At 43.7% G+C, this 26,752-nt stretch carries 22 protein-coding genes; 12 read left to right on the top strand and 10 right to left on the bottom strand.

The annotated features are described in order from the left end of the window. The first annotated feature begins 1 nt into the window (after window position 1). Entirely contained in the window at window positions 2-1,276 is a 1,275-nt protein-coding gene (gene rodA, locus AC1DXF_RS07850) for a rod shape-determining protein RodA (RefSeq protein ID WP_477447752.1), read from the top strand. A gap of 572 nt (window positions 1,277-1,848) precedes the next feature. Here the strand turns inward: rodA and AC1DXF_RS07855 are convergent. From AC1DXF_RS07855 to AC1DXF_RS07885, 7 genes are all read right to left on the bottom strand, one after another. Beyond that, window positions 1,849-2,040, bottom strand: a complete 192-nt coding sequence (locus AC1DXF_RS07855) for a hypothetical protein (protein WP_477447753.1) — start codon at window positions 2,038-2,040, stop codon at window positions 1,849-1,851. Between the two features lie 72 nt (window positions 2,041-2,112). Then, complete coding sequence (locus AC1DXF_RS07860; RefSeq protein WP_477447754.1) at window positions 2,113-3,375, bottom strand: glucose-1-phosphate adenylyltransferase; 1,263 nt, start codon at window positions 3,373-3,375, stop codon at window positions 2,113-2,115. Further along, a complete protein-coding gene (locus AC1DXF_RS07865) occupies window positions 3,372-4,796 on the bottom strand; it encodes a glycogen synthase (RefSeq protein ID WP_477447755.1) in 1,425 nt (474 codons plus the stop codon). Before AC1DXF_RS07865 ends, AC1DXF_RS07860 begins: the two co-directional genes overlap by 4 nt. A 334-nt stretch (window positions 4,797-5,130) precedes the next feature. Further along, the gene (polA, locus tag AC1DXF_RS07870; RefSeq protein ID WP_477447756.1) at window positions 5,131-7,938 is read right to left on the bottom strand and encodes a DNA polymerase I; all 2,808 of its coding nucleotides are present in this window, start codon (window positions 7,936-7,938) and stop codon (window positions 5,131-5,133) included. Between the two features lie 256 nt (window positions 7,939-8,194). Then, a complete protein-coding gene (locus AC1DXF_RS07875) occupies window positions 8,195-8,758 on the bottom strand; it encodes a DNA-3-methyladenine glycosylase I (RefSeq protein ID WP_477447757.1) in 564 nt (187 codons plus the stop codon). Continuing rightward, window positions 8,755-9,369 (bottom strand): biopolymer transporter ExbD, encoded by a 615-nt coding sequence (locus AC1DXF_RS07880; protein WP_477447758.1) that lies wholly within the window; start codon window positions 9,367-9,369, stop codon window positions 8,755-8,757. The genes AC1DXF_RS07875 and AC1DXF_RS07880 overlap by 4 nt, the downstream gene beginning before the upstream one ends. 305 nt (window positions 9,370-9,674) lie before the next feature. Next, a complete protein-coding gene (locus tag AC1DXF_RS07885; protein ID WP_477447759.1) occupies window positions 9,675-10,019 on the bottom strand; it encodes a carboxymuconolactone decarboxylase family protein in 345 nt (114 codons plus the stop codon). 135 nt (window positions 10,020-10,154) lie between these two features. On the opposite strand from AC1DXF_RS07885, the gene AC1DXF_RS07890 reads away from it, so the two are divergent. From AC1DXF_RS07890 to AC1DXF_RS07940, 11 genes are all read left to right on the top strand, one after another. After that, window positions 10,155-10,532 carry a VOC family protein gene (locus AC1DXF_RS07890; RefSeq protein ID WP_477447760.1) on the top strand — a complete coding sequence of 126 codons (378 nt, stop codon included), beginning with the start codon at window positions 10,155-10,157 and terminating at the stop codon, window positions 10,530-10,532. Window positions 10,533-10,719: 187 nt separating this feature from the next. Beyond that, window positions 10,720-11,814 carry an AI-2E family transporter gene (locus tag AC1DXF_RS07895; protein ID WP_477447761.1) on the top strand — a complete coding sequence of 365 codons (1,095 nt, stop codon included), beginning with the start codon at window positions 10,720-10,722 and terminating at the stop codon, window positions 11,812-11,814. A 350-nt stretch (window positions 11,815-12,164) separates the two neighbouring features. Then, a complete protein-coding gene (locus AC1DXF_RS07900; protein WP_477447762.1) occupies window positions 12,165-13,127 on the top strand; it encodes an MBL fold metallo-hydrolase in 963 nt (320 codons plus the stop codon). 30 nt (window positions 13,128-13,157) lie between these two features. After that, on the top strand, window positions 13,158-14,045 hold the full coding sequence (locus AC1DXF_RS07905; protein WP_477447763.1) for an alpha/beta hydrolase: 888 nt from the start codon (window positions 13,158-13,160) through the stop codon (window positions 14,043-14,045). A 64-nt stretch (window positions 14,046-14,109) separates the two neighbouring features. Beyond that, window positions 14,110-14,490, top strand: coding sequence for a hypothetical protein (locus tag AC1DXF_RS07910; RefSeq protein ID WP_477447764.1), 381 nt, complete (start codon window positions 14,110-14,112; stop codon window positions 14,488-14,490). A gap of 347 nt (window positions 14,491-14,837) precedes the next feature. Continuing rightward, entirely contained in the window at window positions 14,838-15,722 is an 885-nt protein-coding gene (locus tag AC1DXF_RS07915) for an alpha/beta hydrolase (RefSeq protein WP_477447765.1), read from the top strand. A 286-nt stretch (window positions 15,723-16,008) separates the two neighbouring features. Further along, a complete protein-coding gene (locus AC1DXF_RS07920) occupies window positions 16,009-17,445 on the top strand; it encodes a serine/threonine protein kinase (protein WP_477447766.1) in 1,437 nt (478 codons plus the stop codon). Window positions 17,446-17,480: 35 nt separating this feature from the next. Then, window positions 17,481-18,443, top strand: a complete 963-nt coding sequence (locus AC1DXF_RS07925; RefSeq protein WP_477447767.1) for a hypothetical protein — start codon at window positions 17,481-17,483, stop codon at window positions 18,441-18,443. Window positions 18,444-18,527: 84 nt separating this feature from the next. After that, on the top strand, window positions 18,528-19,961 hold the full coding sequence (locus tag AC1DXF_RS07930; RefSeq protein ID WP_477447768.1) for a protein phosphatase 2C domain-containing protein: 1,434 nt from the start codon (window positions 18,528-18,530) through the stop codon (window positions 19,959-19,961). Then, complete coding sequence (locus AC1DXF_RS07935; protein ID WP_477447769.1) at window positions 19,961-24,037, top strand: FtsW/RodA/SpoVE family cell cycle protein; 4,077 nt, start codon at window positions 19,961-19,963, stop codon at window positions 24,035-24,037. Before AC1DXF_RS07930 ends, AC1DXF_RS07935 begins: the two co-directional genes overlap by 1 nt. 115 nt (window positions 24,038-24,152) lie before the next feature. Beyond that, window positions 24,153-24,950, top strand: a complete 798-nt coding sequence (locus tag AC1DXF_RS07940) for an FHA domain-containing protein (protein WP_477447770.1) — start codon at window positions 24,153-24,155, stop codon at window positions 24,948-24,950. A gap of 124 nt (window positions 24,951-25,074) precedes the next feature. On the opposite strand, the gene AC1DXF_RS07945 is transcribed toward AC1DXF_RS07940, so the two are convergent. From AC1DXF_RS07945 to AC1DXF_RS07955, 3 genes are read right to left on the bottom strand one after another with little or no spacing between them, the layout of a single operon-like run. Beyond that, window positions 25,075-26,076, bottom strand: a complete 1,002-nt coding sequence (locus AC1DXF_RS07945; protein WP_477447771.1) for a type II toxin-antitoxin system HipA family toxin — start codon at window positions 26,074-26,076, stop codon at window positions 25,075-25,077. Further along, window positions 26,060-26,398 carry a HipA N-terminal domain-containing protein gene (locus AC1DXF_RS07950; RefSeq protein ID WP_477447772.1) on the bottom strand — a complete coding sequence of 113 codons (339 nt, stop codon included), beginning with the start codon at window positions 26,396-26,398 and terminating at the stop codon, window positions 26,060-26,062. The genes AC1DXF_RS07945 and AC1DXF_RS07950 overlap by 17 nt, the downstream gene beginning before the upstream one ends. Before the next feature lie 4 nt (window positions 26,399-26,402). Beyond that, window positions 26,403-26,609 carry a helix-turn-helix domain-containing protein gene (locus tag AC1DXF_RS07955; RefSeq protein ID WP_477447773.1) on the bottom strand — a complete coding sequence of 69 codons (207 nt, stop codon included), beginning with the start codon at window positions 26,607-26,609 and terminating at the stop codon, window positions 26,403-26,405. Window positions 26,610-26,752: the final 143 nt, after the last annotated feature.

Here is a 26,752-nt window from a genome sequence, read left to right on the forward strand (position 1 = left end):
CATGAACAACCACAATAATAATCAACGGAGTTTCTTTTTTAATGTTGATTGGGTAACGGTGTTCCTATACCTTATCCTGTGCGCCATAGGCTGGTTTAATATCCATGCCGCAGTGTTTGATGAAAGGCACCCCAGCATAATTGATGGGGCAACCAATTACGGTAAGCAATTTGTATACATTATAATGGCCGTGGCGGTTGGCATGGTTATTTTACTGTTAGAGAGCCGCTTTTTTAGCGCCCTATCCCCGGCTTTTTATGCCGTAACAGTGCTTTTGTTAATAGTTGTACTGATTGTTGGCCGGAATGTTGGCGGTAACCAGGCCTGGATAAACCTTGGCGGGGGCTTCAGGCTGCAGCCATCGGAGTTTGCCAAATTTGCAACGTGCCTGTTATTGGCCCGGTACCTGAGCGGGCCCAATATCCGCGTTACCGATCCCAAATCGTTTATGGCGGCGGCCGCTATTATCGGCCTGCCTATGATACTGATTATGTTGCAGCCGGATACAGGCTCTACATTGGTGTTTTGTTCGCTTATTTTTGTACTGTACCGGGAGGGTTTATCCCCTTATTTCCTGATCGTATCCGGTTTGCTAATTACGCTTTTTGTGGTGGCCCTGTTGTTTAATCCATTGCATATTATTATTGCATTGGTGGCATTTACCGCCCTGGTTATCTTTTTGTTCAGGCGTAACCGCAAGCTCATCAGCACTATGCTGATAGGCCTTGCTATCTCCATCACCTTTGTGTTTAGTGTAAAATTTATTTACACCAACGTTTTAAAACCGCACCAAACAGATCGTATCAATATCATTTTGGGCATCACTACCGATTTACGGGGCAAAGGATACAACGTAAACCAATCAAAAATAGCTATAGGCTCTGGCAAAATGTGGGGTAAGGGCTATTTGCATGGCACCCAAACCAAATACTCATTTGTACCCGAGCAAAGCACAGATTTCATTTTTTGCACCATAGGCGAAGAGTGGGGCTTCGCCGGATCAGTTGTATTATTAGGCCTCTATATTTTCCTTATCCTCCGGGTTATTTTTCTCGCCGAGCGACAGCGATCGCCATTTTCGCGTATCTATGGCTATGGCGTGGCCTCTGTGCTCTTTTTCCACGTTGTGATCAATATCGGCATGACAATAGGAATAGTACCGGTTATTGGTATCCCACTGCCATTTATCAGTTACGGCGGCTCATCATTATTAAGCTTTACCATCCTGCTCTTCGTGCTCATCAAATTCGACTCCAACAGGATGGGGATTATATAAGCCGGAAGATGTGCAGATGAATTATTTGAAAATTTGAGGATTTGAGGATTTGAAAATGTTCAGTGCATTCAGAAATAAAAGCCTGTCATTATAAGTGATAAAATTTCGCGAAATTCTGAAGGGGAAATGAAAAGCCGACGAAGGACTTAGTAATTAAAACTTCAACTTCCATAATCTACAACATGTTATGGGTAGGCACGAAGGGTCTATCAGCTGTGCATGACGGATAGAAAAGTTCGCGAATAGATACTTCGTTGCTACCCATGACATGTTGAAAAACGGAAGTCATCCCGTCCGTTAGCTAACGGATCAGGATCCCACAGGACAGGTGGTCCACATGAAGTACACTTAGCATGTGGGGTGCCGAAACAAGTTCGGCATGACATTGGGGATTAACCGATGTCATTCTCCCTTCAGAATCCGCGGATTTTACTACTCTGGATAACAATCTTTTATTCTTGAATGTCATTTCCCTTTCAGAATCCGCGGCTTTATAACTCGTATAGCATAAAAACAATAAACAAAAAAGCCTCCCGAAATACTCAGGAGGCTTATTTTTTTGCTGTTGAAGGTTACTTCTTCATTTTCATCGTGTCTTTTTTCATTGTCGAATCCTTCTTCATTTTTTTCTTCTTCATTTTTTTCTTTGTAGTATCTGTTTGCATAATACCATGCGTAGTTTTTACCGTTGCTTCACCGGCAAATGCAAAAACGCTTCCGAAAGAGATTGCTGCTAAAGCAATCATACAAAGTGCTTTTTTCATAGTTTTTCTGTTTTATAGTTTTTTATACTACCAATAACAAATTAACTATAGATTGTTTTTTATTTCGTTTAATTAAATAACGGTGCCGTTAGGAATAATCGCGCGTTTTTTAACAACTACAATACCATCCTGCACAGTATGCGTGCCGTAATCGCCATCGGCCAGCAATTCGCCGCAGTTGATGCTCACATCGTCGCCTATGTAGGTATTTTTATCAATGATGGCATTTTTTATCTTTACCCTGTCGCCTATACCCATAATTGGCGAGTCGCTCAATTTCAGTTCGGCAATTTGCTCAAGCGTTTGGTAGTTATCGCTACCCATTACATAGCAGTTTTCAATTTCGGTATCAACTCCTATCCGGGTGCGGATACCAATGATAGAGCGGGTAATTGTTTTAGCGCTGATAATACAACCGTCTGCGATAATCGATTTATTTAATGTAGTGCCGGATACCTTTGATGGAGGCAGCATGCGCGCACGGGTATAAATATGGTTTTCGCCAAAAAGGTTAAACTTAGGTATCTCGTCGGTAAGGCCCAGGTTAGCATCAAAAAACGATGGGATGGTACCAATATCTGTCCAGTAGCCCTCATACTGGTAGCTCAAAACCTTATGATTAACTATAGATTGCGGGATAATTTCTTTGCCAAAATCAGTACGGTCATTGCCTTCCAGCAATTCATACAGCAGTTTGCGGTTAAAAATGTAAATACCCATTGATGCCAGGTAAACCCTGCCTTCGGCTTTCATCTCGTCGCTTACATCCGATGCCCAGCTTTCAAAGTTCGATTTTGGCTTTTCAATAAATGCTGTAACCATGCTGTCATCGTCCGCTTTCAAAATACCAAATCCCGGTACATCAGCGGCGTCAACCGGGATAGTAGCGATAGAAATTTCGGCACCGGCGTCAATATGCTTGGTTATCATATCATCAAAATCCATCTGGTACAATTGGTCGCCCGATAGGATCAATACATACTCAAACTCATGTACAGCCAGGTGGTGTAAACTTTGCCGTACCGCATCGGCCGTACCCTGAAACCATGATACGCTTGACGGGGTTTGCTCTGCCGCCAAAATATCAACAAAAGCATCGCTAAAGCTGCTAAAGTGATAAGTGTTTTTAATGTGTTTGTTTAACGAAGCCGAGTTAAACTGCGTTAACACATAAATACGTGTAATACCCGAGTGCAGGCAATTGGAAATGGGAATATCAACCAAACGGTACTTACCGGCAATTGGCACAGCCGGTTTTGAACGTGTTGCAGTAAGGGGCGATAAACGACTGCCCTGGCCACCGCCAAGCACAATTGAAATTACTTTAGATGTCATATCAGAGGGTTTAAACTTTCATAAAGGTTTATATATTCTTTGGCCGATCTGTCCCACGAAAAATCGAGGGCCATCATGCGTTTGCGTAATATTTGTAATTGTGGCTGGTTTTGGTAAAGCGCGGCAGCACGATTTATGGCGTGGCAAATATCATCTACCGAAACCTGGTTAAACCGGATGCCGTAGCCTCCTTCGTCGCCAAAATCAATTACCGAGTCGATTAAGCCGCCCGTACTGCGTACCAGTGGCATGGTGCCATAACGCAAGGAATACAGCTGGTTAAGCCCGCATGGCTCTACACGCGATGGCATCATCAGGAAATCGGCACCCGCATAAACCACGTGCGCCAGGCCTTCGTCATACCCGATAAATACATTGCACCTGCCGGGATATTTGGCCTTAAGTTCAAGTAAGGCCAGTTCCATATCTTTGTCGCCCGAGCCAAGGATAAAAAAGTTAACCTCATCGCCATATTGCGCCAGCGTACGGTCGATGGCTTCTGGCAGCAGGTCGGCACCCTTTTCAATCACCAGCCGGCCGATGAAGGTAAATAAAGGCTTCGAGGCATCTAACCCAAAACGGGTACAAAGTACTTCTTTATTTAATTGCTTTCCCTTCGCCAGTGTTTTAATATTAAAATGGCTCGGTATCATAGGATCTTTCAAGGGATTCCACACTTCGGTGTCAATACCATTGATGATACCATGCCCTTTCGCTCTTTCAATATAAAAAAGGTATTCCAACCCATTGGAGTTAATAGTAAGCTCGCGCAAATAAGTTGGCGAAACCGTGGTATAGAGCCAGCTACATTTTACAGCCGCGGCCAGCGGGTTTATACCGCCGGCCCAATCAAGCAAGCCTGTTGAAGCAGGGTCAACCTCGGGCAGGTATTGAAAATGCTCCCAACCAAAAGCGCCATGATACTGACCATTATGTATGGTAAACACCGTAGGCACATTAGCCAGCCGTTTATACAGTTTGGAATGATAAAGCAGGAAGGGCACCAAGCCCGAGTGATGATCATGACAGTGGATGATATCTGGTGTTTGCTGTGAGTAGCTTATCCAATCTAAAAAAGCCAACTGGAAAGCAATAAACTGCTCCCGTTCGTCGGGATAGCTGTATACATTTTCCCTGTCAAGCAATCCGGGTATGCGGACTAAAAATAACTCAAAACCCAGCTTATCGGTTTTTTCTTTTAAAATCTCAAAGTAAAGGCGGCGGGTGTTTAACAAAGTTACCGCGGTAAAAACAACATCAAATTCGTTTTCCTGCGTAAACTTTCTATCGTAATAGGGCATTACAACTGCTGCCTGCAAGCCTGCCAGGTTTTGATATTTAGGCAGTGCGCCAACAACATCTGCAAGGCCGCCAACTTTGGCAACGGGGTAACATTCGGCACTCAAATGGAATATTTTCATTCAGGTTTTATTGGCTCAATTTAAGGAAAGATTACCAAAAGAGAAACCTATAATCATTAATATAGTTTTTGAAATTTACAGAGAAGATTGTAAAAATGTTATTAAAGTTTTGATGTTTATATTGATAGATTGGTATAAAAGAGTACCAAAAGAATGGAGAGGCTGAATGAGATTGGGCACACTAAGGTCGCTTTTTGATGATAAAAGCAGACCATTTTCTCATTAATACAAAAAATGTCATTGCGAGGAACGAAGCAATCGCGAACCATGCAAATCCGCTATGCACGCGATGAGATTGCCACGCTATCGCTCGCAATGACATAAATTGTCATTATCAATGCGCCTCCAGCCAATTCAACCCCGTACCAATCTCTACCATAATAGGCACGGTAGTTTTGATGGCATTTTTCATATGATGCATAATAATAGGTTTTACAATTTCAATTTCGTCATGAGGTACATCAAACACCAACTCATCATGCACTTGCATGGTCATGCGGGCGTCCAGTTTCTGGTTTATAAATTCGCGGTGGATGTTGATCATGGCTATCTTGATCATATCTGCTGCCGAACCTTGTATGGGGGCATTGATGGCATTTCGCTCGGCAAAACCACGCACTGTCGCATTGGCCGAATTGATATCGCGCAGGTAGCGGCGGCGGCCCATCAACGTACATACATAGCCATTTTCGCGGGCAAAGTTCATGGTATCGCTCATGTATTGTTTAATACCAGGAAACTGGGCAAAGTACTGCTCAATAATATCCGCAGCCTCGTTACGCGGGATGCCTAAACTTTGTGATAAACCAAAGGCCGATTGCCCGTAAATAATACCAAAGTTAACCGCTTTTGCGTTGCGGCGCTGCTCGCTGGTTACCTGGTCAAGGCCAACACCATAAACGTTTGCGGCTGTGGCGGTGTGGATATCCAGGTTATCAACAAAGGCCTGCATCATATTGGGGTCTTTACTGATCTCGGCTATAATGCGCAATTCTATCTGCGAATAATCGGCAGATACAATGCTGTGGCCCGCATTTCTGGGGATAAAGGCTTTACGCACCTCCCGGCCGCGCTCGGTACGGATAGGGATATTTTGCAGGTTGGGGTTAACACTGCTCAACCGCCCGGTAGCAGCTACCGCCTGGTTGTATGACGTATGCACCCTGCCCGTTTTACTGTTCACCATAGTTGGCAAAGCGTCAACATAAGTTGATTTGAGTTTTTGCAACTGCCTGAAATCTAATATATCCCTTACAATATCGCTTTTGGCGGCTAACGAAAGCAGCACATCTTCGCCGGTTTGATATTGGCCGGTTTTGGTTTTTTTTGCTTTAGGGTCAAGCATCAGTTTTTCAAACAATACTTCGCCCAACTGTTTTGGCGATGCGATGTTGAACCTTACTCCCGCTTTTTCATATACGGTTTTTTCCAGTTTACTAATATCAGTCTCCAGTTCTTTACTGAATTCGCCCAGTGTGAAGTGGTCTATTTTCACGCCTTCAAATTCAATGTCGGCCAGTACGTAAATCAACGGATGCTCTATCTCGTGAATCAGCTTTTCGCTTTCTACTTCTTTTAATTTCGGTTCGAATACTGATTTTAATTGCAGGGTAATGTCGGCGTCCTCTGCGGCATATTCTTTTATTTTTTCTATCTCCACATCGCGCATGCTGCCCTGGTTTTTACCCTTGGGGCCAATAAGCGAGGTGATGGAAACCGGCTTGTAGCCCAGGTAATTTTCGGACAGAATATCCATGCCGTGGCGGGTATCCGGGTCGATAATATAATGCGCCATCATGGTATCAAACAGCTTGCCTTTAACCTGTACATCGTACCATTTCAGTATCAGGATATCAAACTTAATGTTTTGCCCTGTTTTGCCGATACTTTCATTTTCCAGCACCGGTTTAAACTCGTTAACTATGGCTTTAACCGCTTCCTGGTCTTCGGGCACCGGCACATACCAGGCCTCGCCTGCTTTTATAGAAAACGACAGGCCAACCAATTCGCAATAATTTGCATCAGTACCGGTGGTTTCAGTATCAAAGCAAAAGCTTTCCTGTTTTTCAAGGATAGCAATCAGTTCGGCGCGTTTTTCAACCGTATCGGCCAGGTGGTATTCGTGCGGTACGTTATCTATATTTTTAGATGCTGTTACAAAGTCTTCGCGGATATCTTCCACATCTACGGTCATCGTAGTACGTCGTTCTTCAACCGGAGAACCAAAGAGGTCGGTTTGGGTACCGGCCGATTTAAATTCGGTGATGGTAAAATCATCGCCGAAAACACGCCTGCCAAGGGTACGGAACTCCAGTTCGGCAAAAAGCGGTTCTAACAATTCCTTGCTTGGCGCACATATTTCCAGGCCAGCCTCATCCAGTTCAACCGGGACATCTAATATTATGGTGGCCAGTTTTTTGGATAATAAACCCTGCTCGGCAAAGTTCTCTACATTCTCACGTTGCTTACCTTTCAATTCGTGGCTATGGGCAATGATGTTTTCCATCGAGCCGTATTGTTTGATGAGCGATTTGGCGGTTTTTTCGCCTATACCGGGGATGCCGGGAATATTATCTACCGCATCGCCCCAAAGGCCCAAAATATCTATAACCTGTTCAACCCTTTCTATCTCCCATTTTTCCAGCACTTCTTTCACGCCCAAAATCTCCATCTCGTTACCCATACGGGCCGGTTTGTAAATGCGGATGTTATCTGATACCAGCTGCGCGAAATCTTTATCAGGCGTCATGCAATAAACCTGGTAGCCCTTTTGCTCGGCCTTTTTGGCCAGGGTGCCTATAATATCATCGGCCTCGTAACCATCTGATGTTATTACCGGGATGTTAAAACCCAGTATTAGCTTCACTACATAGGGTAATGCCTTTGATAAATCTTCGGGCATAGCCTCGCGGTGGGCTTTATAATGTTCGTAATCGGTATGGCGTTCGGTTGGCGCTTCGGTATCAAACACCACGGCCATATGGGTTGGCTTTTCTTTTTTCAACACATCCAGCAGGGTATTGGTAAAGCCCATTACCGCCGATGTATTCATCCCGCCCGAGGTAAAACGCGGACTTTTACTCAAAGCAAAATGCGCCCGGTAAATAAGGGCCATGCCATCCAAAAGAAATAGTTTTTTCATATATTATACACACTAATTGCACGAATTTATTAAACACGAATTGTACTAATTTATTCGAATTTCACGAATTACTTGCAATGGCTTTATGCAAAAATAGAATTAAATCCATGATATTTCGTGCCGATTATAATTAGTACAATTTGATTGAATCGGCGATAATTCGTGCTCATAAAAATTCGTGAAATTCGATTAAATCAGCGATAATTCGTACTTATAAAAATTCGTGAAATTCGGCACCATTCGTGACAATTCGTGTTTACTTGAAACTGCACTCCGGTATATGATCATTCACCATGCCCGTTGCCTGCATGTGGGCATAACAAATGGTGGTGCCAAAGAATTTGAAGCCCCGCTTTTTCATATCCTTACTGATAGCATCCGATTCGGGCGTACTGGCGGGGATTTTATGGTGATGGTTGATAATTGGCTTGCCATCCGGCATAAAGCTATACAGGTATTTATCAAACGAGCCAAATTCCTGTTGTATGCCTATGAATAGTTTGGCATTGTTGATAGCTGCCAATATTTTTAACCGGTTGCGGATAATACCGGTATCCTGCATTAAACGCTCTACATCCTCGTCGGTAAAGGCGGCTACTTTGTGTACATCAAAATTGGCAAAAGCGTTACGATACCCATCGCGCCTGCGCAAAATAGTTATCCAGCTTAAACCAGCCTGGGCAGATTCGAGGATCAGGAATTCGAAGAGCGTTTTGTCGTCATGTACTTCTTTGCCCCACTCTTCGTCGTGGTATTTGTTGTATAAGGGGTCGGTTCCGGCCCAGCTGCAACGGATTAAGTCTTTGGAGCTTTCGTTCATTTTTGCCATATAAAAGAATATACTATGGTGAATTTATTTACGTGCTGCTTGTGCAATACACTTATAATTTTCTTAATAACCGGGTAAGGGGTTTCGCCATCAGCCGTAATAGCGATACGCATTTGGGCGTTGTGTTGCCTCAATGTTGCCTTTCTTGAGCATCTTATCCAATTGAATAACTCGTCATCACATGCTATATCGGGCAATAAACCTGGTTGGGTACGATAGTCGGTAAAATTGTAGTAGTTGGTAATATATTTTTTTAGTGAGTTCAGCGGGGTACCGATAAAGTCAGTTTTGCCAAACTTAGCTATCTCATTCGTTGAAAAAGGAACATCATAAATTTTGGCCATTTGTTTTAACGCGTCTTCGCGAACACCCGCAGATTCGAGCCCAAACATCACCTTGTTTTCTCCAACTAATATGGTTCCAAAATCAGCGTCAGGGTCCCCAGTATTAAATGAATGACCAACGGGTAAATTAATATCAATAGGGCTTCGGGGCAAAGGCCTGCCATAAATTAATAGAAACATCAATACAATCAATAACAGATTGAACATCGGAAACATGTCAACATAAAGCAGTTCGCGGCGGGATTTTGATTGATACATAAGATTAGGTTTTTACTAACATTATACGCCTGTCTATCATTTTTATTGCACTAAAAAACAACACATTACCAACAATCACAATCCCCGCTATAATTCTGAATTTGCCCTTCCTGCCGACACAAATGGTCACATAACAATCGCAACTTTACAGGGCGGATTTGCATAGTTCGCGATTGCTTCGTTCCTCGCAATGACATAGTTTGACATTTTCATTTTACCCCGTCGGCGACCACAAGATTTTATAACCCTCAACTACGCACGGTTAAAAATCACCCCATTAATTTTCTTATCCAACCCGAAACTTGCTAAGCCTCATTTAACTCGTCCCAATACTCTACCGCGCGTCGGTAATGAGGTATAACTATCGATCCGCCTACCAAATTGGCTATCATAAATATCTCGTTCATTTCGTCACTGTTAATGCCGGCCTCGTGGCATTTACCCAGGTGGTATTTAATGCAATCATCGCAGCGCAATACCATGCTTGCAACCAGGCCAAGCATTTCTTTGGTTTTTACATCAAGTGCTCCTTCAGCATAACTGGTGGTATCCAGCGCGAAAAAACGTTTGATATTGGTGTTAGCAGTTTCCATAATCCTATCGTTCATTTTAGTACGATAGCCGTCAAATTCTTCTACAAGTTTTCCCACTTTTTTAATTATTGAATTAGTGATTTACTGAATTATTGATTTTTGACAATTTTACTAAATTATTTAGCATTTTCAATATAAATATTTATTTTTATCGCGGCATTTATTTCAACTTTTACAGCTTAATTAAAAACCATGGAAAGCTTATCGCCCAATATTTTTGTGAAGGATGTTAACGAAACTATCAAATTTTATCACCTGCTGGGTTTTGAACTGGTAGTAACCGTACCCGAAACCGGTACCGACCTGGTTTGGGCCATGATGGCCAAAGGCAATGTTACCATGATGTTTCAAACCATGGCCAGCCTGGGCGAAGAACTTCCGGATATCAGCCGGCAGGATGGGGCGTCGATGCTGCTGTATATCAAACTTAAAAACATCCGGGCATTTTTTGAATCAGTAAAAGATCTGGTGCCTGTTTTGAAAGGCTTAGAAACTACTTTTTACGGGGCTACTGAGTTTTCGATTAAGGATAATAACAATTATGTGCTTACGTTTGCCGAGGATGAGTAAAAAATGTTGTAAACGGGCTCACCCGTTTACAACGATCACCTTGGCAAGTTTCATCTTTTAAAGGTCGATGTAAATTTATAGCAAGCCATCGCAAAACAAAAGGATAACTTTTGTTGACCAATATTTTTGTATCTTCAAACCTCGGATACCGCCTTATATTATAAGGTATCTGATAATCATCTACCCTATGCCGGCAAAAAAAAATATAGCCCCTTTTTATGAACGACTTGCGCTTACCCTGCTGGGTTTTCTTGCCCTTGGCTACCTCATCGTCGTAGGCAAAGATATCCTCGACCCATTAATCTTCGGATTTATATTTGCGATCCTGCTACTGCCGGTTTCCAACTATCTGGAAAAAAAACTGCGCCTGCCGCGCAGCATGTCGTCACTGGTATCTATCCTTTTGTTGGTGGCCCTGGTTGGCGGTATACTATACCTGGTAGGCTCCCAAATATCAAACCTTGCCAACGATTGGCCAATGCTTAAAAGCCAGGTTTCGCAATCAATTCATGATTTGCAAAGTTGGGTGCAATCGGCATTTCATATCAACGCGGCCAAACAACTAAAATATGTAGATGATGCCTCCAAAAAAATAATGGAATCGGGAACCGATGTGGTAAGCACTGCTTTCGGCGCAATCTCATCGCTCATGATATTTTATGTATTTATCATGATTTTCACGTTTTTTATTTTGCTTTACCGGCGGCTTCTTCTCCGGTTTATCATCTGGGTATTCCGGGACGAAAACTCTGAGGTAGTGATGGATATAGTAGTAAATGTTCAATCTATCATGAGGCAATATATACTGGGGCTGCTGTTGGAAATGTTTATAGTGGCCAGTGTAGCTATTACCGCTTTCCTGTTAGTCGGTATTAAGTACGCGGCGTTATTGGGCATCATTGTAGGGCTATTTAATATCATCCCCTATATTGGTATTTTCACAGCATTGTTATTAAGCACAATCATCACTTTTGCTACCGGCAATATCGGCAAAACTGTTACCGTGGCCGTTAGCGTAATTGTAATACATGCTGTAGATGCTAATTTTTTGCTGCCAACCATTGTGGGCTCAAAGGTGAGGCTGAACGCCCTGATCTCGTTTATCGGCATTATCCTTGGCGAAATGATATGGGGGCTTTCGGGCATGTTTCTTTCTATCCCGGTTATTGCTATTTTCAAAATCATATTTGATCGTATTGAAAGCCTTAAACCCTGGGGTTACCTATTAGGAGGCGACTATGAATATAGTAAAAAAGCTGCAAAAGAGATGAAAACAGAGTAAATATTAATTCGAACGTTAATTATTATCCTAAAAAAACATCCCTTTCATGTATTTATTTTAGATTTGCATTATAAAAATACCCCTATTAAATAATGCAAATTGTCCCTCTTAACCAGCGCCCTGTTTACAGGTGCAAAAAGTGCAAGGAAGTACTCAACACCAGGCGAAAGCGTGGACTTTTTATCAAAACCTTCCTGTTTTGGCTACCAATAAAAAAATTCTTTTGCGAGCGGTGCATCGCCAACAGGTACCATTTTTAAAACAGCTTTTATTTTTGTTTAATTCATGGCTATATCATTAATTTAGCGGCATAACAATTGTGCTATACTGCAATTGAAAATCTACCTTTAATGATTCGCAAACACCTTGCTTTAAGTGTTATTTTATGCGCACTGATGCCTTTTTTAGTAATGGCACAAGTTAAACCCGCGCGCTCATTCAGGCTGGTGCCGTTGGGCGTGCTGGGGGGCATTGATGAAAGTAACCTATCGGCCTACATGCTGGCAGCAAGCGGCAGTAACAATTATATATGCTTAGATGCCGGCACGCTGCACTATGGCATAAAAAAAGCCATCGAAAACAAGACTTTCCATGTTTCGCAGGAAAAAGTATTAAGGCAATACATCAAAGGATATTTCATTTCGCACGCCCACCTTGATCATCTTGCGGGCCTGGTCATTAACTCGCCCGAGGACAGCACTAAAAATATTTACGGCCTGCAAAGTACGCTCGAAACATTCAAAACCCACTACTTTACCTGGGCAAGCTGGGCCAACTTTGCCGATGAGGGAGAAAACCCCGCTTTAAAAAAGTTTCATTACAAACCACTTGAGCCTGGCAACGAGGTGGCTATAGAAAACACCTCGTTAAAAGTGCAGGCATTCCCGCTGAGCCATTCAAACCTCACCAGTACTGCCTTTTTGGTACACAGCAATGAGGCTTATATTTTGTATTTAGGCGATACCGGCCCCGATGCTGTTGAAAAAAGCACCAACCTGCAAAAGCTTTGGGAAGCTGTTGCCCCCCTGGTTAAAAACAAACAATTAAAAGCCATTATGATTGAGGTTTCGTTCCCAAGCGAGCAACCAGATAAAACATTATTTGGCCACCTTACACCACATTGGCTGATGGCCGAAATGGATAAGCTGGCTGCCCTGACAGGCAGTGACGCTATAAAAGGATTAAATATTGTTGTTACCCATTTAAAACCGCCGGCAAGCAGCATCGCCAAAATAAAAGCGGAACTTAAAGTTGAAAACAAATTACAATTAAATTTAATTTACCCCCAACAAGGTAAACCGCTTACTTTTTAATTTAATAGCTACCAAGTCAAATCAGGACATATGAAAAATACAGTTAAAACGTGCTTGTTATTGTGCTTGTTGTTAAGTACGGGTACCGTATTTGCACAGCAGGGTAAAGTAATAGAAGAGCAAACCGTTAAAAGCAAAATTTTAAAACGCAACGTTAAATATACCATTTACCTGCCTGCCGATTATGAAACGGCAAACCGCACTTACCCTGTGGTATACCTTTTACACGGATACTCTGACGATAACACCGGCTGGTTGCAATTTGGCGAGGTTAACCGCTTTGCCGATCAGGCCATTTTAGATGGTACCATTCCGCCAATGATTATTGTAATGCCCGATGGCGGTACCAGCTGGTACATTAACTCGTACGATGGCAAAGAAAAATACGAGGATTTTTTTATCAAAGAATTCATACCCCATGTTGAGCAGGCCTATCGCATAAAAACCGAAAGACAATACCGCGGCGTTGCCGGCCTATCCATGGGTGGTTATGGTACCCTGATTTACGCTATTAAATACCCGCAGCTGTTTTCGGCCGCAGCGGCGTTGAGTGCGGCTGTTTTCCCCGACGATCAGTTGGTTAACCAGCCAGATAATAATTATGAAAACGTTTTTGGCCAGCTATTTGGCCGTGGCTTAAAGGGTAAAGACCGCCTGAGCGCTACATGGCAGACTAATTCGGTTTTAAACTTGGTGCAAACTAAAACTACAGACGAATTGAGCAAAGTGCGCTACTGGATTGATTGCGGCGATGATGACTTTTTAACCATAGGCAACAGTATGCTGCACATAGCCCTGACAGAAAAGAAAGTGCCACATGAATTCAGGATGCGCGATGGCGCACACAACTGGACTTACTGGCGCACAGGCATCACCAATGCGCTCAGTTTTATAGGCGATGGTTTCAGGCAGAAGTAGTAGATGTGCAGATATGCAGATTTCAGATGTGCAGATGGATGAGATAATGTTTCAATGTTGATAAATGGCAAAGGATTTTAACCTCCCGGTTTCGATAGGCCACCTGGAAAAGCTTGCAGATGGCACGCTGCCGATAGCTGATTTTTTGAGCGCTTTTTTGGACGACGATCAAAACAACGCCAACATGCGCCAGGGCCTGGCCTCCTATTTTTATGATAATGGAGGATCGCCAGAGGTGCGGGAATTTGATATTGTAGATGCTAAGTTTAATGCCGACAATTTAACAGGATCATTCAAATGCGCATTTACTGTGTATTATTTTTTTACCTGCAGCGATATTAAAAACGATAAACGCGAAAATATAACCTGGCAATTTAAGATAGACAGGAATGATCTTAGCGTAACCCTTGCCGGCGAAGAACCATGGGTGTGGGATGCGGATTAACTATAGCCCTCTATGTCATTGCGAGGTACCATCAGGATGATCCTGAAAAAAACGGGGATGACGTATTGGCTTTAGCGCATCACAACAACTATGTCATTGCGAGCGCAGCGTGGCAATCGCGAACTGTGCAAGTCCGCCATACAAAGTTCGCGATTGCTTCGTTCCTCGCAATGACATAATTAATAATACTAACAATCAGCAACTTAAAAACACGTCATTATAAGATACGAAGCAATCGCGAACTATGCCTTACGGACCAGCACAATAGGGCGATTGCCCCGCTGCGCCCGCAATGACAAAAACATTGTCTTGATACTTGATACTAACTACTTTATACTGTACTTACTATGAAAAAACTTATTCTGATCTGCCTACTCCTCTCTACTTCCATGGCATTTGCACAGCATATCCCGGCCGGTAAGGTGATAGAGGAACAAAATGTGAAGAGCGACATTTTGGATTATAACGTAAAATACGCCATTTACCTGCCGGCCGATTACGAAACATCAAACCGTACCTACCCGGTAGTGTACCTGCTGCATGGCTATGGCGACGACCAAACCGGCTGGCTGCAATTTGGCGAGATTAACCGTTATGCAGATAAAGCCATTGCCGAAGGTAAAATACCGCCGATGATTATTGTAATGCCTGATGCAAAAACCACATTTTACATAAACTCTTACGATGGTAAACAAAACTATGAGGATTTCTTTTTCAAGGAATTTATCCCCACCATCGAAAAAGATTATCGCATAAAAGGCACTAAAAAATACCGCGCCGTAGCCGGTTTATCTATGGGCGGATTCGGAACCTTAATTTACAGCATCAAACATCCCGAAATGTTCTCGGCAGCGGCGGCATTAAGCGCCGCCGTACGCAACGAGGAAGACTTTATGGGTATTACCGATGCCCGGTGGGCCGAGGCGTACGCTAAAGTCTTCGGCCCCAACCTTAAAGGCGCCGAACGATTGAATGATACCTGGAAAGCAAACTCCATTTTGGGCCTTATCCAAACCAAAACAGCCGACGACCTTAACGATGTACGTTACTGGATTGATTGCGGCGATGATGACGCCCTAAGCAAAGGCAATTCCCTGTTGCATGTTGCCCTGATGGACAAAAAAGTACCCCACGAGTTCCGCATCCGCGACGGCGCCCACACCTGGACTTACTGGCGCACAGGCATAACAGACGCCCTGAACTTTATTGGAGATAGTTTTAGACAGAAGTGATTGATGTGCAGATGAAAGAATGGATGTGCAGATGTGCAAATTTCAGATGTGCAGATGAAAGAATGGACATGCAGATGTGCAGATGAAAAGGATGAATTTTAGATATGAGAAATCTCATTTTCAAATTTTCAAATCCTCAAATTTTCAAATTGATTAATCATCTGAAATCTGCACATCCGCACTTTTTTTCATATTTTTATAACCAAACGCCAACATGTGCGTTATGTTGAAATAACAAAGTTTAACCAATTGTTATTTATGTTTACAGCACTGCAAGTATAACTCAATGAGCAAAGTATTTACAATTACCGAAGGTTTGGAGAATATGGGGGCTTTGCGAACGGGCGGACAAGGCTCTGTTTATAAAGGCAGGCGCTATGGCCCCATCATTACAGCGGTAAAATTATTACCCACCCCTATCCATACTGAAAGTACCGACGATAAAAATTTCAGAAATTTCCAGAACGAGGTTGAAAAACTAAAAAAGGTAAATGAAGAGCCTAACCCCAACGTGGTTAAGATCCTCAATTCGGGTATTACCGAAAGCGGTTCGTTCCCTTTTATCGAGATGGAATATATTGATGGCCCCGACCTGGAGGATTTGCTTAAACCACCTCACGAGGCCATTTTTACCATCAAGGAGATCATTAAACTGGCCGATCAGCTGGCCAATGCGCTTTCGCATTGCCACAAAGTATCGGTTAAGCATGGCGATATTAAAAGTAATAACGTAAAGTTCAATATCCATACGGGGAACTATGTGCTGCTTGATTTTGGGCTCTCGGCTATGTCTGATGATCAGCGCCGCACCAGTATCAGGCATGCCGGGGCTATTGAATTTATGGCGCCTGAGCAAAACGAAGGGCTGATGTATTTTCAGACAGATGTGTACAGCTATGGCATTATCCTGTATGAGCTAATTGCCGGCCAGGTACCTTTTCCCCTTAATGACAACGGCGAAACCGCCCGCAACGCGGTAATGCTGTCGCATATGGAAAAGGAAGTTCCTGATGTAATGGAACTGCGCAAAAAGAATTTGCCTGCCAGCTGGACCGACGAAAAGAAAAAGCACGAAATGCAGGTGCCCGCATGGCTGCTTAAAATAGTAGCCAAGTGCCTGGAAAAGGAGCCCGAAAACCGTTACCCAAATGGCATCGAACTGCAGGAGGTATTGGTATATAGCAGCATATCAGCAGTAAACAGCACAGATGTTGATGATTCCTGGAATGCTTCGGTATTGTTAAAGGAAAATGAGCGCCTGCAAGGACTGTTACTTTACTACCAGGAGGCCGAAAGCGCAAGAGGCGTACATGTGGTAAACCCCGGCACCGAAACACCTGTTGTGGTGGGCAAGCACGCGGTGCGCATCTCTAAACCAATATTCATCAGTTTAATTATACTGCTGATTGGCCTTACAGGGTTTTCGACTGTTATGGCCGTTAAACACAGGAAGGGTATTTATAATACTTTCTTTAAATCAACGCCGCCGCCAAGGGATACCTTAAGCCAAAGCAGTACCCAGGCCAAACCGGATAGCCAGGTTAAAAAGGATACGCATGAAGAAACACAACCGGTTAATGATGACCCGGCTTCAAGTATCCCGCCCGAGGTTGATTCTATTGCCGATTCGATATTGCGTGGTGTAAGACACAAGCCGAAGTCCGATCCGCAGTTTTATCGTGATAGCATAAAAAACGCTGATACATCAAAGTTGAGTTTTTAGTTAATGATAATTAACATCTAAAAAAGAATTACCTAATGGAATCCAAATCTACATTTTGGCAAAAAATAGGTCTGCAGGACTGGTTTCTGCCGAATGGGAAGGCGGCCGCGGTGGCCGCTGTAGCAAATAAAACGCTCACCCCCGATGACGTGTACCTGTACATCATCGAAAAATTTAAAGAATCCGTTGGTCAGCTATCTTTTGCCGATAGGGTTGTTTTTTATCACGAATACATCATCAGCTTTAACGAAGAGGATTACCAGGAATTTATCAATAACAGGTCGGGTTTGTTCGGTATTATTGTTCATGAATCGGTAAAAAAATTCTATGAACTGCTGCGCGAACACCAGGAAGTAGGCAAAAAGGTTGAGCCATCAAGTTCAAAATGGGTGTTCAGGCTGGTATCGCATCCCGATTATAAAAAGGGCGATAAAGGCTTTATAGGTAAACTGCTGCCCGGGAGCAATAAAAAGGAAGAGAACCTGCGCGTTACCTTTATACCCCGCCACACCGGCGTAGCCCAAACATTAGACATCAGCAATGATATTTTAAAAGGCTTTACCTATTACAGCGAGGGTTATTACGAATTACCTTACGCGAATGACTTGCATTATAACGAAAAGGATGTGGTAAAACCAGGCCAAACAGTGTTGGCCCGGCTGGATACCATTATGCCTGAGAAGCAGTTTGTAGGCCGTAAGGTGGAGTTTCTGATGAAAAATGAAGACATCGTAGTATCGGGCAACGAAGAAACCCGCGAAGATGCTGCCGTGTTTAAAATCCCGAGCGATTGGGTAAACACGCCGCACCTGCGCATCCGCATGAATAAGGCTGATGGCAAGCTCTACCTTTCGTCGTTTGGCGAATTAACCATGATTAACGAGCAGGAAGTTACCCGCAGCGATGTAAACTCGCCGCAATGGGTGGAACTGCCTTTTAACTCAAAAATATTGCTGAATGGTATCATCGGCATCAACATATTTAAACCCGAAGCATAATGTCACAAATATTATCAATAGGCTTATTGGCGATATGCGTTTTATTATTGCTGGCCCACTTTATCGACATAAAAAGATCAAGCCATGGCAAATAATTTTTTCGGACTGACGGATACCGGCAGGCAGCGGGACAATAACGAGGACACCTTTATTGCCCAGAAAACCGGTGATGGCAATTTTATTATAGCCTGTGTAATTGACGGAGTAGGAGGCTACGTAGGCGGCGAGGTTGCTGCCGAGATAGCCCGCGAAACCATTATCAAAGATTTATCATACATAGCGGGCGATATTACAGCCCTGCTTGTGAACACGTTTGCTGATGCCAATAAGCAGATTTATGATAAAAAAATAGCCGATAAGGAATTGCAGAGCATGGCCTGCGTGCTTACGCTTGCCGTGATTGACCTGGAAAATAACCAGTTTTATTACGCCCACGTGGGCGATACCCGTTTGTATTTGCTGCGCGATAATTCGCTCATCAAAATATCCAAAGACCACTCCTTTGTGGGTTTCCTGGAAGATTCGGGCAGGCTGAGCGAAGAAGCCGCCATGGACCACCCTAAACGCAATGAGATTAATAAAGCCCTTGGTTTTGACCCCCATATAGCTAAAGATGCCGATTTTGTAGAAACAGGCCATTCGCCGTTTTTACCCGGTGATATGTTGCTGGTATGCAGCGATGGACTTACCGACATGGTGGACAAAAATCTGATAAAGAGTATCCTGACCGATGCGGGCACATTAGAAGATAAGGGAACTAAACTTATAAACACGGCCAACAATAAAGGCGGCAAGGATAACGTGACCGTGGTTTTGGCCCAAAACGATAAAACCCCGCGCGTGCAAAATGTAACCCGGCCGGTAGTGTCGGCCAAGGTACAGGAGGAAACTATCGACCCAAAGCATCAGCCTAAACTGCCCGACGGGCCTGCAACAGTACCCGTTAAGCAAAAAAGCAACCGGGGTACGGTGGTTTTGCTTGCCATACTATTCCTTGTAGTTTTGTGCGGATTTGTGTGGCAATACTGGATAAACCAGCAGCTAAAGCATAATGATGTTACACCAACTATTGTAAAACCGTTAGCAAAGCCAAAAAGCGCCGGAGAAATAAAACTACAGGATACGTTAAACAAGTTAAAGGGGAATATACTTATACTTTCGAGCGCCGATTTTAAGGAGCCTATTATTTTAAGCGATTCCATTTATATTGGCAGGGATAGCCTGTACATAAAGGCAAAAGGCAAAATTGTTTTTAAATCCGATTCGGATTATAAGGGGCCGGCGTTTATGCTATCGCCCAAAAGCAAATATGTGGTGCTGGATAGTGTTGCCTTTGATGATTTTAAAGTGGGGATTGCTACACATAACGATGCATTGGTTTTAAAATATGTGCAGTTTAATAACTGCGTTACGCCTGTGCAAACAACATACCTGTTCCCCGATAAGCGATATGTATCGGGCAGGTTGTTTGGCGGTATGTTTACAATAGATTCGTTACCCAAAGCCATCAAAAAATAATGGACAACGGTACACCCAAAACTCCCGGCAGGAGATTAGAACGGCTGTTTTTGTTACTTACCGGCATTTTGCTGGCTGTGTTGTTTGGCAAGCTCTATTTAGTTTTGCAACAAAAATTCGCTGATGTTGATAAGCGGCTTAAGGATGGCACCATAGTAAATTTAAATGCCCCTAACCCGGCAAAAAATGTAGCTGCACTTTTACGAAAAGGCTATTATTTTGATGACCCGAGAGACATTAATTATATCGAATCTGTTATTGCCGGAAGAGCGAATGCCGCCGGAGCTTTTGATAATGCGGGCGAACTAAACAAGCGTAAATACTATGTAAACGCCGATGAAGCTATTGAGCAGGGCGGCGAATCATTCAGGCAGCGGGTGTTGGATTCGCGCGAACTGCTGGGTTACACCGGCGATGATTCCATTCGGTTTAGCCAGGAAAAAAATCATCCGCCCACGATTCCGGCCGAAAATAACCTTGGCTTAGGCAACTATAGCATCAGCGGAAAAATTACCCACAAGGAGCAACCGGTTGCAAATGTTTTGGTAAGGTTGAATATGATCCTCCCGAGGGACAGCATTTATTCGGATGAGGAAACAGCCGTAAAAAACACTACCACCGAAAACTCGCCGACTGTAAAAAAGGTGTTTGTTGCCAATGCCGATAAAAAGCGGCAATTGCAATCGCTTACCGCATTTGCCCGTACCGATGCCGGTGGCCGTTATGAATTTATAAATCTCCCCACCAATAAAGCCTATGAATTATTACCCTTGCAGCCCGGCTTTGAGTTTGGCCGCTCGCAGGGCGTGGTTGATTTGGATGCTGACAAAAAGATCAACTTTATCCAGGCTGCCCACAGCATTAAGCTCTTATCAACACGCGATTTTAATATCCTGAAAAAAGAGGGCGCTTTTATTGTACGTACTATTGACGATTTTAATACCTGGTATTGGATTATCGCTGCCAGCTTTTTTGCCGGGTTTATTATTATCCACCTCCTGCTAAGCTACCGTTATCCCGCGGCCGATCAAATTATTCTGCCCCTGGTGATGATGCTTACCGGCATATCTTTTCTCACTTTATTAAGTTTGCAGGACCCTTTAAGAGATAGGTTTTTAGCAAAGGATACGCTTATTTACCTGGGTATTGGTGTTGGAGTTATCTGCATTATACTGTTTATCAACCTGCGCAAGCTTACTGCCGACTCGGGTTTGTATCGTTTGCTGGTATTCAAAAATGTACGCAGTGCTGCCAATGGCTGGCCATGGGTTGTTGTGGCTATGGGCATCTTGTTCAGCACTATTTTATTTGGTACCGGGCCCGAAGGTAGCGGGGTTAAGGTAAACCTGTTGGGTTTTCAGCCAAGCGAGATTGTAAAATACCTGGTGATCATTTTCCTGGCTGGATTTTTTGCCGCTAATGAAAAATTCATCAGCCAGTACGCAAGCTGGAGCAAGCGTTTATCGTTTTTTTCATCGGCGCTGGTGGCCACATTGATAACGCTGTTATTGTTTTTGGTTTTGGGCGATTTGGGGCCGGCGATGGTAATCTGTTTTACTTTTATCATCCTGTTCTCTTTCTCCCGTGGAGATTTTTTACCCATGGCCGGTTTTGTGGTGCTTTTTGTGCTTATTACCTGGTTTTTTGATAATGTTTGGTTAAGCGCCGGTGTCACGTTTGGCATATTAGGTTTGTTTGGTTTCTGGAAACCAAAATACCTGAGCGAATCTGCGGTGATGGCGCTTATTGTGATCAGCGCTTTTTTAACTATCGATAAAATTCCAGGCCTGGATAAGATAATTCCTGGTCCGGTTGAACGCTTGGTTGAACGCAAAGCCATTTGGCAGGATCCGTGGAATAATGAAGTTTATGGCGGCGACCAGGTAGCAAACGGCCTTTGGGCAATGGCCGGTGGCGGTTTAACGGGCGAAGGTGTTGGCCAGGGCTTTGCCAAAACCATTCCCGAAGCACATACCGATATGATCCTGCCATCAATAGGCGAAGAGTTTGGCTGGGCAGGTATGGCGGCCGTATTTATATTGTTCCTGCTGTTTTTACACCGGTCGATAATTATTGGGCGGCAAACAGGTACGCCTTTGCTGTTTTACTTAAGCGCAGGAATTGGGGTTTGTACGTTCGTCCAGTTTTTGCTGATTGCAGGGGGATCCATAGGGGCCTTGCCTTTGTCGGGCGTATCGTTGCCGTTTGAAAGTTACGGTGGTTCATCATTGGTAATTAATTTATTGGCCACCGGCTTTTTGCTGTCGGTATCGTTGGTAAAAGGCAGCCAGGTACAAATGGACTACATTACCAAACAGCAGGATAAAAACCTGGTACCCGCTTTGGCAGCTGCGTTGGCAGGCGTAGTATTGTTAACCGTAAATGTATCGCGCTACAGCGCCGATAATAAAAATTGGGTGGTAAAACCCGCGTTGGTAGCCGATAAAAGCGGGCTGCGGATGTTTAGCTATAACCCCCGCATCGCTATCCTGATGAACAAGCTGCAGGCAGGCTCATTATTGGATAGGAACGGACTGATCCTGGCTACCAGCAAACCCGAACTTATTGCGAAGCAACAGAAAAAACTTGCTGTAGCAGGCGTAAAAGATTATAACCTCGATTCGGCGGTGCACAAGCGGCTTGAACGGTTTTATCCATTTGAGGAACAAATGTTTTTTTGGACCGGCGATGCCAATACAGGCGTATTTAACGGCAGTACCAACGGCTACTTTGCCGAGTATGAGCACGCGGCCGAGCTGCGCGGCTTTAAAATGCCCATCAGCAGTTATAACGTAAAGGCATCCCGCTACCAGGAGGATAGGTTTTTGCCCCGCGGTGTAAAGGAAATGACCGTAGCCAAAAAGGATTATAGTGAACTTGCGCCTTTGCTGCTAACGGATATTAACGGCCCCGAAGTAGCCGCCTTTAAAAACCGCAACCGGGATGTAAAGCTGACCATGGACGCCGACTTGCAAACAAAAATTCAGCAGTCCATAGCTACCGATACATCTTTGCTTGACAACCGGGTATCTGTAGTGGTTATGGAGGCCAACACGGGCGATGTGCTGGTGTCGGCACAATACCCACTGCCGCCGGTCCACAACTGGGACCAGCTAACGATGTCGCAAGCGGATCAGAATAAACTATCCAACTGGATGACCACTACCGATCTGGGCTTTACCTATGCCTCGCAACCGGGTTCAACGGCTAAGGTTTTAACCGCCATGTCGGCATTCAATAAACTGGGGATGGACGCATCCAAAGTAACATATCACGTAAGCATGGCAGAACGCATCCGTACCAAAGGTATCGAGCCCGATGAAACCGGTATCATTACTATGGAACGGGCTATTGCCAAATCAAACAACGTATATTTTATTAAACTGGCCAACCAGCAGCACCTGGAAGAGTATATGGTAAACCTGTATATGAAAACCGGGATGTTTTTGCATGGGGTAGGCGGCTACTATTATAACAAACCTGCCGAAAACGATGCGCAGGAAGAAAAATGGCGCAACCTGTGGCGTAAAACCGAGTTTAATACCAGGCCCCGGTACGACCCTGACAATATTCATAAAACCAGAGCCAAAGGCATTTCGGGCATGGCCTGGGGACAGGGAGAATTGATTGCCACCCCCGCATCTGTTGCCCGGCTGGTATCAGGCGTAGCCAATAATGGCGTGTTATTAGCCAATCGCTTTGTATTGAATGTTGGGAAAGTAAAAATGCCGGTAAAAGCCGGCATTACCCTGGCCGACAAACCAGATTATGCTGCGCTGTTGAAGCAATACATGATAACCCAAAGCGCGCCGAAGGTGCCTATACTGGGTATAGCAGTTGCGGGTAAAAGCGGTACGCCCGAACGAATTGTAAAAAACAAAAGCGTGAACGATGGCTGGTATGTTTTTTTTGCACCGGAGGCAAACGGAAAAGGCAATATGGTTGTTTGTATCCGTGTAGAATCGACCAAAGGATCGTCAGATGCGGTGCATTTGGCCGGTAAACATATTATCCCTTTCCTTTTGGAGAAAGGGTATATGAAGAGCTTTGGCGAGGAAGTGGTGAGTGGTGAGTAGTGAGTAGGTGACTGCGTAAGCAGCGGGGGATTGGTAGGAGGGAAATTGTGGGTTAGAGATTTTGGTTTAGAATTTCAGATTTAGGGTTTAGAGTTTCGGATTTAGAATTTAAAATATGGCATTTAGTTTTTTCAGTAAAAGCGGCGGAGAAAAGGGACAGGTTGATGTAAAGGGCCTGCGCGACGCCATATTGCGTTTTATAAAAGAAGCCCTGCAAAAGGTTGAAGGCGGTGAAGGCAGGCATATTAAAGAATTGCTGCTTTACCTTGCACCCGATGCCGACGACAAACACCTTTACGAGGGTGCGGTTTACGTACATGAGAAGGAAGTGTTCAGGAACGAGATTCAACGTATTGCTGATGACTACGCGATAGATTTGCCGGATGATTGGACTATCGAAGTGATTTTTGCGGATCAACTCCCTGCCGACGTACCAAAGATACCCGAGATTGATGCTGCTTTCCAGATGCATACCCGCAGGCAGGTGGCGCACAATGCTTCTTCGGCAATTGCTTATGTCAGGATACTTAACGGCGAGGCTGAGCAGGAGGAGTATATCATTAAAGCTACCGATGGTAAAATCAATATTGGCCGCGATAAAAAAGTGATAACGGAGAATGGATCATACCGGTTGAACAAGATCATATTCCCGGCAGATAGTAACGACCCGAGCAACAAATTTATCAGCAGGCAGCACGCCCATATTGAATGGAACAAGGATGCCGAATGTTTTATGATCTTTGCCGACGAAGGCGGTGTACCGCCGCGTAATAAAACCAAGATCAGCATAGCAGCTGATGATAAGCTGATCAAGCTAAATTCTATCCAGATTGGCCACCCTATGAACGAAGGCGACCAGGTAATATTGGGCGAATCGGCGGTGTTTTTGTTTAGTGTTAAGGCGGAAGGATAGGAAGACCGATAAAAGAAGGTTTTGTATCAATGATAAAGTGGCGGTTAGTCCTAAGCCGGCAGCCCTGATTTTTAAGCCGGAAAAGATAAACTTCGACTTTGAGCTTCCGGCTAAAGACTTGACCTTAGCGCGTTAGCATATTTAATCTTTGATAATAATAATTTAAATAGGCTTTTTTGATGGAGTCGCTCAAATAGGAGTTCGCTGTAAGCAGTGCAACCTTGGCCTGCCTGGTTAGCAACGGGAAGGCAAGCTTTTCGATCCTTTTGGATTGAATTCCTATCGCTGTTCCGAATTTAAAAAAATCATCTGTTGTAGGATGCCCCGTCCTTTTCCACGTGCTTGACCGTGATGCATCAGCAAACAACCCTTTTTTCAACGCAAAATCGGTGTCATCCACGTGTATCCTGGTATTGAGCAGATCATATGCCGGGCTAAGCATAAAGTCACCCTGACTGGTTTCCAGCAACCCGAAGTTTTTCATATGGGCATCGCCATTGCCGAAAAGAAAGTTAAAAAGGATCAGTACAAAATATTTTTCTACCTCAACCCTCCATGCAGGCACAAACCGTTGGATGAGCAGGCCTATTTCTTCGTAGCTGGATTCATACTTAAAATCCGGCCCTCCGTTATCTTTGCTTATGCCTGCCAGGCTTGCAAAATCTTCTTTTCTCCACTTATTTCCATCGGGTTTTACATCAAATCTTTTTGTGATATAGGCTGGTTCACCATTTTTAAAGAAAGCCAACGCATTTTCCGCAGTGGGAATACCATATACCTGCCTGGCAATCTGCATCGTGAGGTGCTCATTCGCGGGCACCATAGCCACTTTTTTAACGTCGCGGGGAATTGGCTTTAAAATATAGGTCCCTTGTTCTTTCGCTGTTGTTAATCTTAAGGTTTTGTTATCAAGCAGCAACGACATTTTTTCCTGAACCCCTGATATGGACAGCCGCTTTCTGTTTTCAATAAACTTTTCTGCATCTTCTTCGCTTGTTTTTGGTGATTCGTAGGGCAAAATATGGCTTACACGCTTTTTGCCGAACATTCGTTTTAATCCCAATGGGCTATAAGTACTATAGCCCTCAGCAAGCACGGCCGGGCATATGTTAATCAGTGGTATCATCTTCAACAGGTTTTACGGTAATCGCCCCAATAGTGTCATACCGGGCTGTAGCCAGTAAAAATCCAAATGAATCATCCTCGTCAATCTTCAATTGGGTACTTTGTAATTTTCTGTTCACACCCTCGGCCAGCATGTTAAAAAAAAATGGGAATAAGAAAGATGAATGGTATACCTGTTTTGACTTTGGTAATGTCAGGCTGATGGCTGGTAGTCCTTGGTCTTTAAAATAGGCCTCATCATAGGTAAACAAATAATTATGCCTGTCACTTTCCTGTAGAATGCCCGCAGGAATATTGTTGTAAAATACTTGCGCAGCTCTCATTATACTAATCAACTTGCTTAACTGTCATTTTTAACTCCATCCCCAATACGGCCGCAACCTGATTTAATACCGCTAATGTCGGATTAGCTTCATTTCTCTCTATTTTATAAATTGTATTGACATTTACCGCGGCCAATTCGGCCAAATGCCCTTGAGTTATCCCCAGTTGCTTTCGCCTTTGTTGAATAACTGTTCCAATTGATAACAACATTATAATGGGATTTTTATTTAAAGTTAGTTAAAAAAAGAATTTTAATCATCATAAATCTTATTAAAATAGGATTTATGATGGCCATATTTTTTTTATGATATATTTTTACGCGCAAATCCCATTATAATATGCTTTTTTGTAGC

This window comes from Mucilaginibacter sp. P2_A5, assembly GCF_056404995.1.

Coding starts and splice junctions, on each gene's coding strand:
- AC1DXF_RS07930 (WP_477447768.1), top strand. CDS start 18,528: ATGGCAAATAATTTTTTCGGACTGACGGATACCGGCAGGCAGCGGGAC.
- AC1DXF_RS07935 (WP_477447769.1), top strand. CDS start 19,961: ATGGACAACGGTACACCCAAAACTCCCGGCAGGAGATTAGAACGGCTG.
- AC1DXF_RS07865 (WP_477447755.1), bottom strand. CDS start 4,796: ATGAAAATATTCCATTTGAGTGCCGAATGTTACCCCGTTGCCAAAGTT.
- AC1DXF_RS07855 (WP_477447753.1), bottom strand. CDS start 2,040: ATGAAAAAAGCACTTTGTATGATTGCTTTAGCAGCAATCTCTTTCGGA.
- AC1DXF_RS07875 (WP_477447757.1), bottom strand. CDS start 8,758: ATGAACGAAAGCTCCAAAGACTTAATCCGTTGCAGCTGGGCCGGAACC.
- AC1DXF_RS07955 (WP_477447773.1), bottom strand. CDS start 26,609: ATGTTGTTATCAATTGGAACAGTTATTCAACAAAGGCGAAAGCAACTG.
- AC1DXF_RS07890 (WP_477447760.1), top strand. CDS start 10,155: ATGGAAAGCTTATCGCCCAATATTTTTGTGAAGGATGTTAACGAAACT.
- AC1DXF_RS07925 (WP_477447767.1), top strand. CDS start 17,481: ATGGAATCCAAATCTACATTTTGGCAAAAAATAGGTCTGCAGGACTGG.
- AC1DXF_RS07880 (WP_477447758.1), bottom strand. CDS start 9,369: ATGTATCAATCAAAATCCCGCCGCGAACTGCTTTATGTTGACATGTTT.
- AC1DXF_RS07945 (WP_477447771.1), bottom strand. CDS start 26,076: ATGATACCACTGATTAACATATGCCCGGCCGTGCTTGCTGAGGGCTAT.
- AC1DXF_RS07900 (WP_477447762.1), top strand. CDS start 12,165: ATGATTCGCAAACACCTTGCTTTAAGTGTTATTTTATGCGCACTGATG.
- AC1DXF_RS07905 (WP_477447763.1), top strand. CDS start 13,158: ATGAAAAATACAGTTAAAACGTGCTTGTTATTGTGCTTGTTGTTAAGT.
- rodA (WP_477447752.1), top strand. CDS start 2: ATGAACAACCACAATAATAATCAACGGAGTTTCTTTTTTAATGTTGAT.
- AC1DXF_RS07950 (WP_477447772.1), bottom strand. CDS start 26,398: ATGAGAGCTGCGCAAGTATTTTACAACAATATTCCTGCGGGCATTCTA.
- AC1DXF_RS07895 (WP_477447761.1), top strand. CDS start 10,720: ATGCCGGCAAAAAAAAATATAGCCCCTTTTTATGAACGACTTGCGCTT.
- polA (WP_477447756.1), bottom strand. CDS start 7,938: ATGAAAAAACTATTTCTTTTGGATGGCATGGCCCTTATTTACCGGGCG.
- AC1DXF_RS07920 (WP_477447766.1), top strand. CDS start 16,009: ATGAGCAAAGTATTTACAATTACCGAAGGTTTGGAGAATATGGGGGCT.
- AC1DXF_RS07910 (WP_477447764.1), top strand. CDS start 14,110: ATGGCAAAGGATTTTAACCTCCCGGTTTCGATAGGCCACCTGGAAAAG.
- AC1DXF_RS07860 (WP_477447754.1), bottom strand. CDS start 3,375: ATGACATCTAAAGTAATTTCAATTGTGCTTGGCGGTGGCCAGGGCAGT.
- AC1DXF_RS07940 (WP_477447770.1), top strand. CDS start 24,153: ATGGCATTTAGTTTTTTCAGTAAAAGCGGCGGAGAAAAGGGACAGGTT.
- AC1DXF_RS07915 (WP_477447765.1), top strand. CDS start 14,838: ATGAAAAAACTTATTCTGATCTGCCTACTCCTCTCTACTTCCATGGCA.